This window comes from Streptococcus sp. 11-4097 (assembly GCF_018215285.2).
Classification (GTDB): domain Bacteria; phylum Bacillota; class Bacilli; order Lactobacillales; family Streptococcaceae; genus Streptococcus.
Genome location: NZ_CP185262.1, coordinates 851,619 through 866,523 on the forward strand (window position 1 = coordinate 851,619; position 14,905 = coordinate 866,523).

Annotated in this window: 13 protein-coding genes; 11 read left to right on the plus strand and 2 right to left on the minus strand. The window is 41.0% G+C overall.

The window, feature by feature from the left end:
* Positions 1 to 61 precede the first annotated feature (61 nt).
* Positions 62 to 1,516, minus strand: coding sequence for an alpha-amylase (locus tag KB197_RS04270; RefSeq protein ID WP_064276494.1), 1,455 nt, complete (start codon positions 1,514 to 1,516; stop codon positions 62 to 64).
* Between the two features lie 177 nt (positions 1,517 to 1,693).
* Between KB197_RS04270 and KB197_RS04275 the strand changes: the two genes are divergently transcribed.
* Positions 1,694 to 2,413 (plus strand): ABC transporter ATP-binding protein, encoded by a 720-nt coding sequence (locus KB197_RS04275; protein ID WP_016466649.1) that lies wholly within the window; start codon positions 1,694 to 1,696, stop codon positions 2,411 to 2,413.
* A 10-nt stretch (positions 2,414 to 2,423) separates the two neighbouring features.
* Positions 2,424 to 4,058, plus strand: a complete 1,635-nt coding sequence (locus KB197_RS04280; protein WP_212573946.1) for a hypothetical protein — start codon at positions 2,424 to 2,426, stop codon at positions 4,056 to 4,058.
* A gap of 66 nt (positions 4,059 to 4,124) precedes the next feature.
* Here KB197_RS04280 and KB197_RS04285 read toward each other — a convergent pair whose 3' ends face one another.
* Entirely contained in the window at positions 4,125 to 6,242 is a 2,118-nt protein-coding gene (locus KB197_RS04285; RefSeq protein ID WP_212573955.1) for an LTA synthase family protein, read from the minus strand.
* 149 nt (positions 6,243 to 6,391) lie between these two features.
* On the opposite strand from KB197_RS04285, the gene KB197_RS04290 reads away from it, so the two are divergent.
* The 9 genes from KB197_RS04290 (at position 6,392) to KB197_RS04330 (ending at position 14,872) form a co-directional block, all read left to right on the plus strand.
* Positions 6,392 to 7,555, plus strand: coding sequence for a class I SAM-dependent rRNA methyltransferase (locus KB197_RS04290; RefSeq protein WP_212573947.1), 1,164 nt, complete (start codon positions 6,392 to 6,394; stop codon positions 7,553 to 7,555).
* Complete coding sequence (aroD, locus tag KB197_RS04295; RefSeq protein WP_212573948.1) at positions 7,552 to 8,229, plus strand: type I 3-dehydroquinate dehydratase; 678 nt, start codon at positions 7,552 to 7,554, stop codon at positions 8,227 to 8,229. The genes KB197_RS04290 and aroD overlap by 4 nt, the downstream gene beginning before the upstream one ends.
* Positions 8,219 to 9,073: a shikimate dehydrogenase gene (locus KB197_RS04300; protein WP_064276491.1), complete on the plus strand. Its 855-nt coding sequence runs from the start codon at positions 8,219 to 8,221 to the stop codon at positions 9,071 to 9,073. Before aroD ends, KB197_RS04300 begins: the two co-directional genes overlap by 11 nt.
* 18 nt (positions 9,074 to 9,091) lie before the next feature.
* Positions 9,092 to 10,159 carry a 3-dehydroquinate synthase gene (aroB, locus tag KB197_RS04305; RefSeq protein WP_064276490.1) on the plus strand — a complete coding sequence of 356 codons (1,068 nt, stop codon included), beginning with the start codon at positions 9,092 to 9,094 and terminating at the stop codon, positions 10,157 to 10,159.
* 9 nt (positions 10,160 to 10,168) lie between these two features.
* Positions 10,169 to 11,335 carry a chorismate synthase gene (gene aroC / locus KB197_RS04310; protein ID WP_064276489.1) on the plus strand — a complete coding sequence of 389 codons (1,167 nt, stop codon included), beginning with the start codon at positions 10,169 to 10,171 and terminating at the stop codon, positions 11,333 to 11,335.
* A gap of 9 nt (positions 11,336 to 11,344) precedes the next feature.
* Positions 11,345 to 12,448: a prephenate dehydrogenase gene (locus tag KB197_RS04315; RefSeq protein ID WP_064276488.1), complete on the plus strand. Its 1,104-nt coding sequence runs from the start codon at positions 11,345 to 11,347 to the stop codon at positions 12,446 to 12,448.
* A gap of 10 nt (positions 12,449 to 12,458) precedes the next feature.
* Positions 12,459 to 12,797, plus strand: a complete 339-nt coding sequence (locus KB197_RS04320; RefSeq protein ID WP_064276487.1) for a YlbF/YmcA family competence regulator — start codon at positions 12,459 to 12,461, stop codon at positions 12,795 to 12,797.
* Positions 12,798 to 13,141: 344 nt separating this feature from the next.
* On the plus strand, positions 13,142 to 13,711 hold the full coding sequence (locus KB197_RS04325) for a LemA family protein (RefSeq protein WP_064276486.1): 570 nt from the start codon (positions 13,142 to 13,144) through the stop codon (positions 13,709 to 13,711).
* 18 nt (positions 13,712 to 13,729) lie between these two features.
* Positions 13,730 to 14,872: a TPM domain-containing protein gene (locus tag KB197_RS04330; protein ID WP_064276485.1), complete on the plus strand. Its 1,143-nt coding sequence runs from the start codon at positions 13,730 to 13,732 to the stop codon at positions 14,870 to 14,872.
* Positions 14,873 to 14,905 lie beyond the last annotated feature (33 nt).

Sequence of the window (14,905 nt, forward strand, 5' to 3'; positions counted from 1 at the left end):
AGGTCTTTTTCATACTTAAAAAGCCAAATCCGTTTGGATCTGACTTGATTATCATGAACTATTAGATTGTATTGGCTGCCCAGACACTTACAGATCTTTCTGAGACTGGGAATTGTCCATAACCTTCCTCATCAATTGTAACTTGACCTTGGTGGTTTCCAAGTAAATCTACAAAGGTTTGGTCAGCCCACTCTTGGCCGACAAACATTGATTTGCTGTTTTCTTGGTCATTGGAAATCAAGACTGCGATTGGGGATTGATTTTCAGCACCTGAGCGTACCCAACCAATACAGTTTGGATCATCAAAGTAGTCATTTTGTTCTCCATAAGCCAAATCTTTTCGGATAGCTAGGAGGCGGTCAAGGACTTCTTTGAAATCTTGTTGAGCATACTGCCCTGAAATCCCATAGTAGTCTCCGTAAAAGACACATGGAAGGCCGTCTTGGCGTAATAGAATGAGAGTATAGGCTGCTGGTTTGAACCATTCTTCAACAGTAGACTCAAGAGCCTGACCACGTTGGGTATCGTGGTTGTCGACAAAGGTTACAGCCTTGTAAGGTTTGAGTTCAACCAAGCTATCTGTGAAAATGCCGCGAAGGTCATAGTTTGCGCCAGCTTGACTGGCTTCAAAGAGATTCTGGTGGAGACGAACATCGACAAGGTCAAAGCGTTCTTCTGTTTTTTCAAGGTAGTCTAGATTGGCTTCCTTGTCAGGATTCCAGAATTCACCAAAAACATAGAAATCTTCACCGTATTTTTCCTTCATATCACGGATAAAATTGCTCATGAAGAAAGAGTCAATGTGTTTAACGGCATCCAAGCGGAAACCAGCTACACCAGTCGTTTCCATGAACCAGTCAGACCAGTCATAGATATTTTGGATGACTTCAGGATGTTTAAAGTCTAGGTCGGCATACATGAGGTAGTCGTAGTTACCATTTTCGTTATCGACCAATTCCTCATTTGCCCAACCCTTGTTGTCTCCTTGGATGAGATAAATGCCAGACTTGCGGCGTTTGGCATCATAGTCTGTACCGGTGAAGTGGTACCAGTGCCAGTGGAAGTCATTGTAGGTATCTTGGCGACCATCGAAGGTAAAGCTAGTCCAGCCATTGATGGTGAAGGGTTCCCCAAGTTCAACTGTACGGTCTACAGGATCCACTTCAATAACCTGAAAGACTTCCATATGATCAGCAGCAGCCTTGTGATTGAGCACCACATCGGCCATAGGTTGAATTCCCTGCGCTTTTAGGGTTTGAATAGCTTGAAGATAGTCTTCTTTGAAACCATACTTGGTGCGGACAGTCCCTTTTTGGTTGAACTCTCCAAGGTCAAATAAGTCATAGACACCATAGCCGACATCTTTTTCATTGGTAGCCTTGAAAGCTGGTGGCATCCAGACATGACTGATACCGAGATCAGCTAGGTGTTGAGCATCTTCAGCCAGACGTGTCCAGTGCTGGCCGTCATGGGGCAGATACCATTCAAAGTATTGCATGAGTGTTTGATTTTGCATGATGTTTCCTCTTACTTGTCAATCTTGTTCTTTATTCTATCATAAAGTATTGGTTAGCTCAATCGTTTGCGTAAAACTGAATAATAAGTTTTTGACTATTTTATATAAAATGTTGATTTTTAAAATGAAAGCGCTATAATTATAGTAAATTACATAGATAAAGAGAGGAGATTTCTCATGATTGAATTTCAAAATGTTAGTAAGTTATATGGTGATATAGAGGCTTTGAGCAATCTCAATTTGCAGATTGAAAACGGAGAGATTATGGGTTTGATTGGCCATAATGGTGCTGGAAAATCGACCACCATAAAATCTCTAGTCAGTATCATTTCACCCAGCAGTGGACGTATTTTGGTAGATGGCCAGGATTTATCGGAAAATCGTTTAGCGATCAAACGAAAGATTGGCTACGTTGCAGACTCGCCTGATTTGTTTTTGCGTTTAACGGCCAATGAATTTTGGGAATTGCTTGCCTCATCCTATGACCTAACTAGCTCTGACTTGGAGTCTAGTCTAGCTAGGCTATTGAGTGTTTTTGACTTTGCTGAAAACCGTTATCAGGTTATTGAAACTCTTTCTCACGGAATGCGTCAGAAAGTTTTTGTTATTGGGGCACTCTTGTCTGATCCTGATATTTGGGTCTTGGACGAACCCTTGACTGGTTTAGATCCCCAGGCTGCTTTTGATTTGAAGCAAATGATGAAGGAACATGCACAAAAAGGTAAAACAGTTTTGTTTTCGACCCATGTCTTAGAGGTAGCCGAGCAAGTCTGTGATCGGATTGCTATTTTGAAAAAGGGGCATTTGATTTATTGTGGTAGCGTGGAGGACTTAAGAAAAGACCACCCAGATCAGTCTTTGGAAAGTATCTACCTTAGCCTTGCTGGTAGAAAATAGGAGGTTACAGATGCGTCTCAAGGTCATTAAAAAATTAGTTGATATCAATATTCTCTATTCATCTAAAGAAGCTAATTTGGCTAACCTACGAAAGAAGCAAGCTAAGAATCCTGATAAAAAGGTTGATGTATCAGGGAAACTGTTGCGTTCTTATCTTGCTTCTAGTTTGTTGCTACTCATCTTATTTTCTAATCTAGCCTTTCGTTTTCCTTTTGAGGAAATGCCAAGTTTTTTTAGTACCATAGTTGCTATTTTACTGGTGCTTGCCTTTTCAACGTCTTTCACTGCATTTTACAATGTCTTTTATGAGAGTAAGGACTTGGCCTCCTATAGTCCCTATGCCTTTAAAGAATCAGAGATTATAATTGCTAAAGGACTGTCTGTCCTCTTGCCAGCTCTAACTGGAATTGTACCAATCCTTGCTTATTTTCTAGTCCTCTACATTAGGCTAGCTCCTTCTCTTTGGCTGGGTTTGCCCTTAATGCTGGTGTCCTTGGTCTTATTATTTGTCTCTGTGACTCTAGTGATGGTAGTGGCAGTTCATTTCTTGGCTCAAACTGCGGTTTTTAGAAAGTATCAGTCTATTTTTGCGAATGTGATGATTGGGATAGGGGTTATCACGCCTTTATTATTTGTCTTCTTTCTACAGTCGACTTCTGGAGATATAGTTAACAGAGTTAGAGACATTCCACCTCTTCTTTATCCTATTCATCTCTTTTACAAAATAGCAGTGGAGCCTTTTTCGACAGAGGCTATACTGGGTCTGCTCGCTTGGATAGGACTAACTCTCTTCTTACTTTATCTGACCAAAAAGAAGGTTCTTCCTCGTTTTTATGACATTATCCTGCTTAACAGTGAGGAGAAAGTCATAAAAGAACGTCGCAGTAAAGAGGGGATTTCAACAACTAAAAAGGGATTTTTCCGCATGGTTTTCCGCTACAACCTCTCCCTATTGGGACAGGGGACTGGCGTCATTACAGTGCTTTTTACAAGTGCCTTTCTTCCTTATATCATGATGATCGGATTGATTTCCAAAATTCGAGATTCTCAGTTAGTTCCAGATATTCATCCTCCATACTGGTTACCCTTGTTTTTTGTAGGAGTGTTTATAGCAGTTTTAAATAACAATATCACAAGTTTACCTTCAATCGGGCTATCTCTGGAGAGGGAAAATTTTGATTTTCTGAAGAGTTTGCCCTTTGACTTTGCTCGTTATGTGAAAGTGAAATTTTGGATTATATTTGCTGTTCAGTCCTTTTTACCTATCTTGACTTTACTTGGTCTTTCCCTTTATTTAGGCTTGCCAATCCTTCCGATGATTTACCTTCTTGCGGCATGGATTCTTGCCAGTATTATCCTTGCTTGTCGTCATTATTTTAAGGACGTGAAAAATCTGTCAACTAATTGGACTAGTATTACGGACCTGGTGAATCGTTCAAATGGCATAGTCACAATGGTTCTATTGCTTATTTATAGTGCAATCCTAATGGCTCTTGTAATTGGTAGCTTATTCTTGGTTCAGTCTCTCTCCGCTATCCTTGCCATCAGCTTGGGAGTAGGAGTTCTTATCCTCTTGCTTGGTCTTGCTATTTTTGGCTATCATTACTACCTGTCACGCATATTGGCAGAAATAGAAAAAAGATAAGCTAGTTGATCGCTTGCTTGATAAATTTTAAAAAAGAAATGCTCCTCCAAGGCGGAAGAGCATTTTTTATTGTGATTTTGATTCAGCTTCAGCCGACTCTGGGTGGAGTTCTTGGTAACTTGGTGCCTTGAAAAGGTCAGTACTGGTTTTGCCTTGTCGTTGGCTAAAGAGGCTCGTTGATTGACTACCTTTTTCCTGCTCAATCTTTTGCAGAATTGGCAAGGAATTGAGGTAAGAAATACTTTCTGTATCAACTTTTCCAAGATGATCTGCTTGGTAGAAACGTATCAAATCACCAGTTTGAATCTGGTCGCTGAGTTTTAGCTGTTGGCTGGCTGCCTGCCGAACGATTTCTAGTTCAGTCTGAGCTTGTTCATCAAGATTGCTGATTTCAAGACCGCTCTCAGTATAGTAGGTTCGGCCGTCATAACTGGTGTATTTTGGTGTAACGAAGGAATTGGCAGTCCGAAAGGCAACGATTTCTTGATGATCTGGAGACAGAAGGTCCTGGCCAACTTGAAGGAAGGAATTGGACTCAATACCAAGGAGATGTTCGAGAGTCGGTAAGATATCGATTTGTCCACCGTAGGTATTGATGATTTGTCCTTTTTCATAGCCAGGCATGAACACCATAAAAGGCACTCGTTGCAACATAGCATTGTCGTAATTCGACCAGTTCTCAGAAGTCTTGCCAATCAAGGGAGCCAGGTCAGGATTGCGGGAGTTAGAAATTCCATAATGGTCTCCGTAGATGACGATGATGGATTTTTCATAGAGGCCACTTTCTTTGAGATACTCAAAGAAGGCCTTGATAGCGCTATCCAGATAGTTGGCTGTTTGGAAGTAGCCATTGATGGTTTCATCTTTGGTTTTAGCCAAGGGGAAACCAAGCTCATCGCCTGTCAGATTGCTTGCATAGGGATAGTGATTAGACACCGTGATATACTTGGCATAAAAAGGCTGCTGCAAGTGCTCTAGATACTGGATAGAATCTTTCATCATGATTTTATCATTTAAACCATATTGGAAAGAGTTGCTACTGTCTTGCTTAGTAAAATAGGAAGCGTCAAAGAAGTATTGGTAGCCCCACTGTTTGTAGGTTGTATTTCGGTTCCAGAAGGTCCCGATATTACCGTGAAAGACTGCACTTGATTGGTAGCCATTTTTCGATAGGATAAAAGGAGCTGCCTGCTGGGTATTGGTACCACCGTAATTGACCATAAAGGAACCTTGGTCAAGTCCAAACAAACCAGTCTCCAGCATGGTTTCCGCATCTGAGGTCTTACCAGCCTTGACTTGGTTAAAGATATTAGAAAAGGCTAGGGTTGATTGCGAATGGTAGAGGGAATTGAGGAAGGGAGTGACTTCATGCTCAGTTCCATCTATGTTGAGTTTATAGTCCAGTAGGAATTGCTGGAAACTTTCCAAGTGGAGATAAATCACATTTTTCCCTTTGGCCAAGCCAAAATAGTCTGGATTGGGCTTAGCAGAATGTTCTTGAATATAGTCTGTGATAGGTTGAAGGTCGGTCTCAGAGGCCTTGGCACGTTCTTTGTTGGCGCTATAGGACTGGTTGGCACTATAGCCTAAAAATGCTGGCAAACTAAGGGCACGAACAATATAATAATTAGAAAATCCTCGTGACAGGAGATCGGGACGCTCAATTTCAGCCAAGAAAAGGTTAGCTGAAAAGAGCAGGGCCGAGAGAGCAGTGATGGCAACACTGGAGCGGAATTTGAAAGGTCTCCTATCCAACTGGATGAATTTTTTATAGAAAAGGAAAGCCAGCAGTGGGAAATCCATAAAATAGATGAAATCCCAAAAGCGCAGTAACTCTAGTTCCGCAGTACCAACAGATACCTTGCTGACCACTTTCATGGTATTGGCCGTGATAAAGTCGCTAAATTCTCGATAGTAAAAGACATTGGAATAAAGCCAAATGAATAAAAGGCTGTAAATAGCTATACTAAGACTGTAAAAGGTCTTGGTTGAGCGAGCATAGAGGGCTAGAGCCAGCAGGAGGAGTCCCAAAGGAAGGGGGTTGAAAAAGGCGATAAAGGCAAGGTAATTTCCTTGCAGCTTGCCCAATTGAATATCTAAATTAAAGTCAACGGTATAGGCTAATAAGGTTTTGAGCCAATAGAGGATTAAAAGGGTTAGGACAAAACCCAGTCTGGTACCCATGGCTTTTTGGATTTTGTTAAAATTGATTCTCACACAATTACTTCCTAAGTTTTTATTAGTATTAGTATACCATTTTTTAAAACTAGAGTAAAAAAGCAAGGGTAGTTTCTTTTTTGAGAATTGTCACAAAATTTGCTATAATAGTGACTATGAATAGAATAAGAGTCAACAAACGGGTTGAAAAAAAGCTTTCAAAGGGACTGGTTTTACTAGAAGCCAGCGATCTTGAGAATAACAATCTCAAGGATCAGGAAGTAGAAGTCCATAGTCAAGATGGAAACTTTCTTGGTACTGCCTACCTTTCTCAGCAAAACAAGGGCTTGGGCTGGTTTGTGAGCACAGACAAGGTGACCTTCGATCAAGCTTTCTTTGAAACACTGTTTAGACAAGCTAAAGAAAAGAGAAGCGCCTACTATCAAGATGATTTGACTACTGCCTTTCGTCTCTTTAACCAAGAGGGAGATGATTTTGGCGGTCTGACAGTGGACCTTTATGGCGACTATGCTGTCTTTTCTTGGTATAACTCTTATGTTTATCAGATTCGCAAGGTTATCTCAGAAGCTTTTAGACAGGTTTTTCCTGAGGTTTTAGGAGCATATGAGAAGATCCGTTTTAAGGGTTTGGACTATGAATCTGCCCATGTTTATGGTCAAGAAGCACCTGACTTCTTCACTGTTTTGGAAAATGGTGTTCTGTATCAAGTCTTTATGAACGATGGCTTGATGACAGGGATTTTCCTAGACCAGCATGAAGTTCGCGGTAGTTTAGTGGATGGATTGGCTATGGGTAAATCCTTGCTCAATATGTTTTCTTATACAGCAGCCTTTTCAGTAGCTGCGGCCATGGGGGGAGCAAGCCAGACAACTTCGGTTGATTTAGCCAAACGTTCACGAGAATTGTCTCAAGCGCATTTTCAGGCTAATGGAATCAGCACAGACGACCATCGTTTTATAGTTATGGATGTTTTTGAGTATTTCAAGTATGCCAAGCGAAAAGGCTTGACCTATGATGTGATTGTCCTAGATCCGCCTAGCTTTGCTCGGAACAAAAAACAAACATTTTCTGTGGCTAAGGATTATCATAAGTTGATATCCCAAAGTCTTGAGATTTTAAATCCGGGCGGTATTATTATTGCCAGCACCAATGCTGCCAATGTATCCCGCCAGAAATTTACAGAACAAATTGATAAAGGCTTTGCAGGAAGAAGTTACCAGATTTTAAATAAATACGGTCTTCCAGCAGATTTTGCCTATAATAAAAAAGATGAAAGTAGTAATTACCTCAAGGTGATTAGTATGAAGGTTAGTAAATGAAATTAATTGTTTCAGTAATGCCAAGAAGTTTAGAGGAGGTCCAGGCTCTGGATGTCACGAGGTACCTAGATGCCGACATCATTGAATGGCGTGCCGACTATCTGCCTAAGGAAGCGATTTTGCAGGTGGCTCCAGCTATTTTTGAAAAATTCGCTGGCCGTGAGTTAGTTTTCACGTTGCGAACTCGCTCTGAAGGGGGAGAAATCGACCTTTCTCCAGAAGAATATATCCATCTAATCAAGGAAGTGGCACAACTCTATCAACCAGACTATATTGATTTTGAGTACTATAGCTACAAGGATGTTTTTGAGGAAATGCTGGACTTCCCAAATCTCGTTTTGAGTTACCATAATTTCCAAGAAACACCTGAAAATATGATGGAAATCTTGTCAGAGTTGACGAGCTTAAATCCAAAACTTGTTAAGGCTGCGGTGATGGCTCACACGGAGCAGGATGTGCTAGACTTGATGAACTATACACGAGGCTTTAAAATCCTCAATCCTGAGCAGGAATATGTGACCATTTCTATGGGCAAGGTGGGCAAGGTCTCTCGTATCACTGCGGATGTGACGGGTTCTAGCTGGTCTTTTGCTAGTCTAGATGAGGCAAGTGCCCCAGGTCAGATTTCCTTAGCTAACATGAAAAAAATTCGGGAGATTTTGGATGAAGCTTGATGGCTATACACGTTTAGCTGCCGTTGTTGCTAATCCTATTAAGCATTCTATTTCCCCCTTTATTCACAATAGTGCCTTTGAGGCGACAGATACCAATGGTGCTTACGTGGCTTGGGAGATTGAAGCGGGTGACTTGGCAGAAACAGTGGCCAATATTCGTCGCTACCAGATGTTTGGAATTAACCTTTCTATGCCCTATAAGGAGCAAGTGATTTCTTATTTGGATGAGCTGAGCGATGAAGCGCGCTTGATTGGTGCGGTTAATACGGTTGTCAATGAGAATGGCAATTTAATTGGATATAATACAGATGGCAAGGGATTTTTTAAGAGCTTGCCTTCTTTTACAATTACAGGTAAGAAGGTGACCCTGCTTGGTGCAGGTGGTGCAGCCAAGTCTATCTTGGCACAGGCTATTTTGGATGGTGTCAGTCAGATTTCTGTCTTTGTTCGTTCAGTTTCCATGGAAAAAACAAGACCATACCTAGACAAGTTACAGGAGCAGACAGGTTTTAAAGTGGACTTGTATGCTTTAGAAGATGTTCCTGAACTGCAAGCAAGGATTGCTGAGTCGGATTTACTTGTCAATGCGACAAGTGTAGGAATGGACGGTCAATCATCTCCAGTTCCTGAAAGCATTGTCCTATCAGAAACTCTTTTAGTAGCAGATATCATTTACCAACCCTTTGAAACACCATTTTTGAAATGGGCCAGAAGTCAGGACAATCCAGCAGTCAATGGTCTGGGAATGTTGCTCTATCAAGCTGCAGAAGCTTTTCAACTGTGGACAGGAAAGGAAATGCCAACAGAAGAGATTTGGCAGTCCTTAACAGAAAAATACCAATAAAGAAAGGGAGATTCTCCTATGAAAATCAGAATCGATATTCCTCATCATCCTTATGATATTCAGATTGAAAAAGGCTGTCTGGCTCAGGCAGGTCAATGGTTGCGAGAACTTTGGAAACCACAAAAGGTGGTCATTGTAACAGACAACCATGTAGCCTCTCTCTATGCAGAGAAGGTAAAACTCAGCCTAGAAGATGCTGGTTTTCAGGTAGCTGTTTTTGACTTTTTAGAAGGTGAAGAACGGAAAAATCTGACCACTGTTCAGAAAGTCTATGAATTTCTAGTTAAGCAGGGGCTGACTCGTAGTGATGGAATCGTGGCTCTTGGTGGCGGTGTCGTTGGGGACCTGGCTGGTTTTGTAGCCTCTACCTATATGCGAGGTATTCATTTTGTTCAGATACCGACTAGCTTGACAGCCCAAGTGGATTCTTCTATCGGTGGAAAGACAGGCGTTAACACTCCATTTGCTAAGAATATGGTGGGTACCTTTGCCCAACCAGACGGGGTTCTGATTGACCCACTTGTCCTTGAAACACTTGGAAAAAGAGAGTTGATTGAAGGGATGGGTGAAGTTATCAAATATGGCTTGATTGAGGATCCAGAACTGTGGAAAATTTTGACGGAGCTGGATGGTTCTGTTGAGAGCATTCTGGAACATGCAGAGACTTTGATTGAACATTCTTGTCAGGTTAAGCGCAAGATGGTGGTTGAGGATGAGCTGGACAATGGTGTTCGCCTTTACCTCAATTTTGGCCATACTATTGGCCATGCCATTGAAGCAACTGCCGGTTATGGAAAAGTCATGCATGGAGAAGCTGTAGCCATGGGCATGGTACAGATTTCCAAGGTTGCTGAGGAAAAAGGCCTTATGCCAGAAGGGATAACCCAGTCTATTACAGGGATGTGTCAGAAATTTGGACTACCTGTTGACTATGAAAACTGGGATGTTGATAAGCTTTATCAGGCTTTGACTCATGATAAGAAAGCGCGTGGCAATACCTTGAAATTGGTCTTGGTGCCAGAGCTTGGTTCTGCAACCATTCACCCAGTTTCTCTGGAAGAGATGAAAGACTACTTGGTAAAATAAGGAGAGTGTATGAGATATTTAACTGCAGGTGAATCACACGGCCCCCGTCTGACGGCTATCATTGAAGGAATTCCAGCTGGACTTCCTTTGACAGCAGAGGACATCAATGAGGATTTGAAACGTCGTCAGGGTGGCTACGGCCGCGGTGGTCGTATGAAGATTGAGAGCGACCAAGTTATCTTTACTTCGGGTGTTCGCCACGGGAAGACGACAGGGGCTCCTATTACTATGGATGTCATCAATAAGGACCATCAGAAATGGCTGGACATCATGTCTGCAGAGGACATTGAAGACCGCCTTAAAAGCAAACGAAAAATTACTCATCCTCGTCCAGGTCACGCCGACTTGGTTGGGGGCATCAAGTACCGTTTTGATGATTTGCGAAATTCTTTGGAGCGTTCATCAGCTCGTGAAACCACCATGCGGGTGGCAGTTGGCGCAGTAGCCAAACGACTCTTGGCTGAGCTGGATATGGAGATTGCCAACCATGTCGTAGTCTTTGGTGGCAAGGAAATCGATGTTCCTGAGAATCTCACAGTTGCTGAGATTAAGGAAAGAGCTGCCCAGTCTGATGTTTCTATTGTCAACCAAGAAAGAGAACAGGAAATCAAGGATTATATTGACCAAATCAAACGTGACGGTGATACTATCGGTGGGGTTGTGGAGACAGTCGTTGGAGGTGTTCCAGTTGGTCTTGGTTCCTATGTCCAATGGGACAGAAAATTGGATGCAAGATTGGCCCAAGCTGTTGTCTCTATCAATGCCTTTAAAGGAGTAGAATTTGGTCTTGGCTTTGAAGCTGGTTACCGTAAAGGTAGCCAAGTTATGGACGAAATTCTCTGGTCTAAAGAAGACGGCTACACTCGCCGTACCAATAATCTAGGTGGTTTCGAAGGTGGCATGACCAATGGGAAACCCATCGTTGTTCGAGGCGTGATGAAGCCCATTCCTACTCTCTACAAACCACTTATGAGTGTGGATATCGAAACCCATGAACCCTACAAGGCAACTGTGGAGAGAAGTGATCCGACTGCTCTTCCAGCTGCAGGTGTAGTCATGGAAGCCGTTGTGGCAACGGTTCTGGCACAAGAAATCCTTGAAAAATTCTCATCAGATAATCTAGAGGAATTAAAAGATGCAGTGGCCAAACATCGAGACTATACAAAGAACTATTAAGGAGTTCCTATGGCAAAAACAGTCTATATCGCAGGTCTTGGTTTGATCGGTGCCTCGATGGCCCTTGGTATCAAACGCGATCATCCAGATTATGAAATTTTAGGTTATAATCGCAGTCAAGCTTCGAGAGATATTGCCTTGAAAGAAGGCATGATTGACCGTGCAACGGATGATTTTGCCAGTTTTACTCCTCTGGCCGATGTCATCATTTTGACCTTGCCAATCAAGCAAACCATTGCTTTCATTAAGGAGTTGGCCGACTTGGACTTAAAAGAAGGCGTGATTATTTCAGATGCTGGTTCGACCAAGTCAGCTATTGTGGATGCGGCGGAGCAATATTTGGCTGGCAAGTCTGTTCGTTTTGTCGGGGCCCATCCCATGGCTGGTAGTCACAAGACAGGGGCTGCTTCTGCGGATGTCAATCTTTTTGAAAATGCTTATTATATCTTTACACCGTCTAGTCTAACAAGTCCTGACACGCTTGCGGAAATGAGGGATTTACTTTCAGGTCTTCATGCTCGCTTTATCGAAATTGATGCCAAGGAGCATGATCGTGTCACTTCTCAGATTAGCCATTTTCCTCATATTCTGGCTTCTAGTCTCATGGAGCAGACTGCGGTCTATGCTCAAGAACATGAGATGGCAAGGCGCTTTGCGGCAGGTGGTTTTCGAGATATGACTCGGATTGCGGAAAGCGAGCCAGGTATGTGGACGTCCATTCTCTTGTCCAATCGTGAGACTATCCTAGAGCGGATTGAGGATTTCAAGGAGCGTTTGGATGAGGTTGGTCAGGCCATCAGCAAGGGAGATGAGGAGCAAATCTGGAATTTTTTCAACCAAGCGCGTGAGCAACGTCAGGCTATGGAAATCCATAAATGTGGTGGAGTGGACAGTTCTTACGATCTCTATGTTGACGTTCCCGATGAAGAAGATGTCATCTTGAGGATTTTGGAATTGCTACGAGGAACTTCCTTGGTTAATATTCACATCAATGAGGAAAACCGTGAAGATATTCACGGGATTCTACAAATCTCATTTAAAAATGCTCAAGACTTGGAACGAGCCGAGCATCTAATAACAGAAAAAACAGACTATACAGTCGTCATCAAATAAGGAGAAAATCATGTCAAATATTTACGATAGTGCAAATGAACTCAGTCGCGGTCTACGCGAATTACCAGAATACAAGGCTGTTAAAGCAGCTAAAGATGCGATTGCAGCAGATGCTGAGGCAAGCAAAATCTTTACAGAATATGTTACTTTCCAAGAGGAAATTCAAAGACTAGCGCAGACAGGTCAAATGCCAGATGCTTCCTTCCAAGCTAAAATGGAAGGCTTTGGTAAACAGATTCAAGGAAATAGCCTCTTGTCAGAATTCTTTACCAAGCAACAACAATTGGCAATTTACCTTTCTGACATTGAAAAAATTGTTTTCGAACCAGTTTCAGAATTGCTAAAATAAGAACATTATTTTGTTCATTTTTTATAGGTATTTTTTAAACGTATGTTTATCATTGGTAACTACTGTATTAGTTAGAGTTATTAGCGTGGTTCGTTTAAGAATGACTGTGGGGATGAATATCTTTACTAATAAACAAAATACAAAACAAATTAAATAGGTTATTGAAAATCATAACTATAATACAAAACGAAATTGAAAGCTTATAACTGTTATTTTCTACTTCAATTGATAAGTTAGAAATTTTTGATGAGATAATAAATATAGAAACAACTATGAAAGAGAATGAAATTTTTATTATCGATAAATAGTAGATAAATGATGAACAATAGAAAATAGGAAAAAATATGTCAAAAAAATTAATTGCTCTAATAGGAGTTCCTGTAGGAATTATCTTCATCAGTATTATAGTGTTGGCAGGTTCGTACAATAGTCTTGTTAGCAAAGATGAATCTGTGAAACAAGCTAACTCGAAGATTGAAGTGGCACTTCAACGTAGAGCTGACTTAATTCCAAATGTTGTAAATTCTGTAAAAGGATATATGAAGCACGAAGAAGACATCTTTACAAATATTGCGGATGCTCGTTCTAAGATTGGCTCAGGAAATACAGAAACAAAAAATGAAGGGGAGAGCGAATTAACTTCTGCCATTTCTCGATTGCTAGTTGTTCAAGAAAATTATCCTGAGTTAAAAGCTGACACACAAGTATCTTCTCTAATTTCAGAGCTTGAGGGAACTGAAAATCGTTTGTTTGTCGCTCGTAAAGATTATAACGATACTGCAACAGAATATAATAAGACCATTAGACGTTTTCCCACTAATATGATAGCTAGTTTGTTTGGTTTCCAAAGAGCTGAGTTAATTGAAGCAGAGAAAGATGCAAAGGTTGTCCCTAAAGTCAATTTAACTGATTAGTCTTGTGGGGTATCTCCTATGAAAAAGTTACTTTTACTCTTAATTGCCCCTTTATTCTTTTTTATGCCTCTTGTTGCGGCTAATATAGCTGTTCCAGATCGTCCTTTAAATGGTATTTACGATCCTAACGGTTATTTAACCACTAGTGTTGCAGAAACGTTAGAGAGTATGAATGCTGGAAGTGAAACCCAAGTAGGTATTTACATTGTAGATACTCTGGACGGTTCCAGCATCGAAGAGGTAGCCAATGAGGTTGCACGCAAATGGAAAGTTGGGAAACAAGATTCCAACAGTGGAATTTTAATTGCTATTGCTATAAAGGATAGGAAGTTTCGTATTGAAACATCCAACGAAGCAGCAATTTGGCTTACTGACTCTATGGCCAGTTCCTTACTAAATGATTCTAAGCCATACATGAAAGAAGGGAAATATACTGATGCCCTTAACAAAATTCTAGTAGGCATTTCTAAAGCGGAGTCTAGAAAAGCTGAAATCATAAACAAGAAGGAAAATAATCGACTTCCAAAAAGCTATGAAAAATCATTAAAAAATAATGAAGGCTTTAGTAAGTACTTCGATTACATTCCGTTTCCGATATTGTTCTATCTGTTGTTCTTTCTTTTACTAAGTTTAGCAACGTGGATCAAGTACTTAAAAAGATGCCGCTTTTCTAAGTATGAGTACGAGGGAAATGGTAAGCTGTATCCAGATTTTCCTGACTTTGTACCTAATGATACGTGGACTGAAGAACGTAAATCTGACTATAAAAAAAATAAGCGTTTAATTAGGTCTCAATATCAGTATGAAGGTTTTAACAAACTATATCCAGACTCAAAAGGTTTTCTACCTAATGACACCTGGACTACATTACTTATAGAAGCATACTACGCAGAAGTTGAAAGAAAGCACCTAGATAGGCTTAATCGCTCTCAATACTCTTATAATGGGAAGGGGAAACTCTATCCAAACGATAAAGATTTTGTGAGGAATGCTTCTTGGACTTCCGAGCTCACAAAAAGCTACTATGCTTCACAAAGAGTACAGTCAAGTTCTTATGGTAGATCAGATTCATATGATTCTGGTAGTTCTAGTTCATCATGGTCTTCAGATGATTGGGGTGGCGGTGGATTTGATGGTGGTGGTTCTTCAGATAGTTGGTAAATTGAAAATGAAAAGAATTGCTAAAATAAGAAA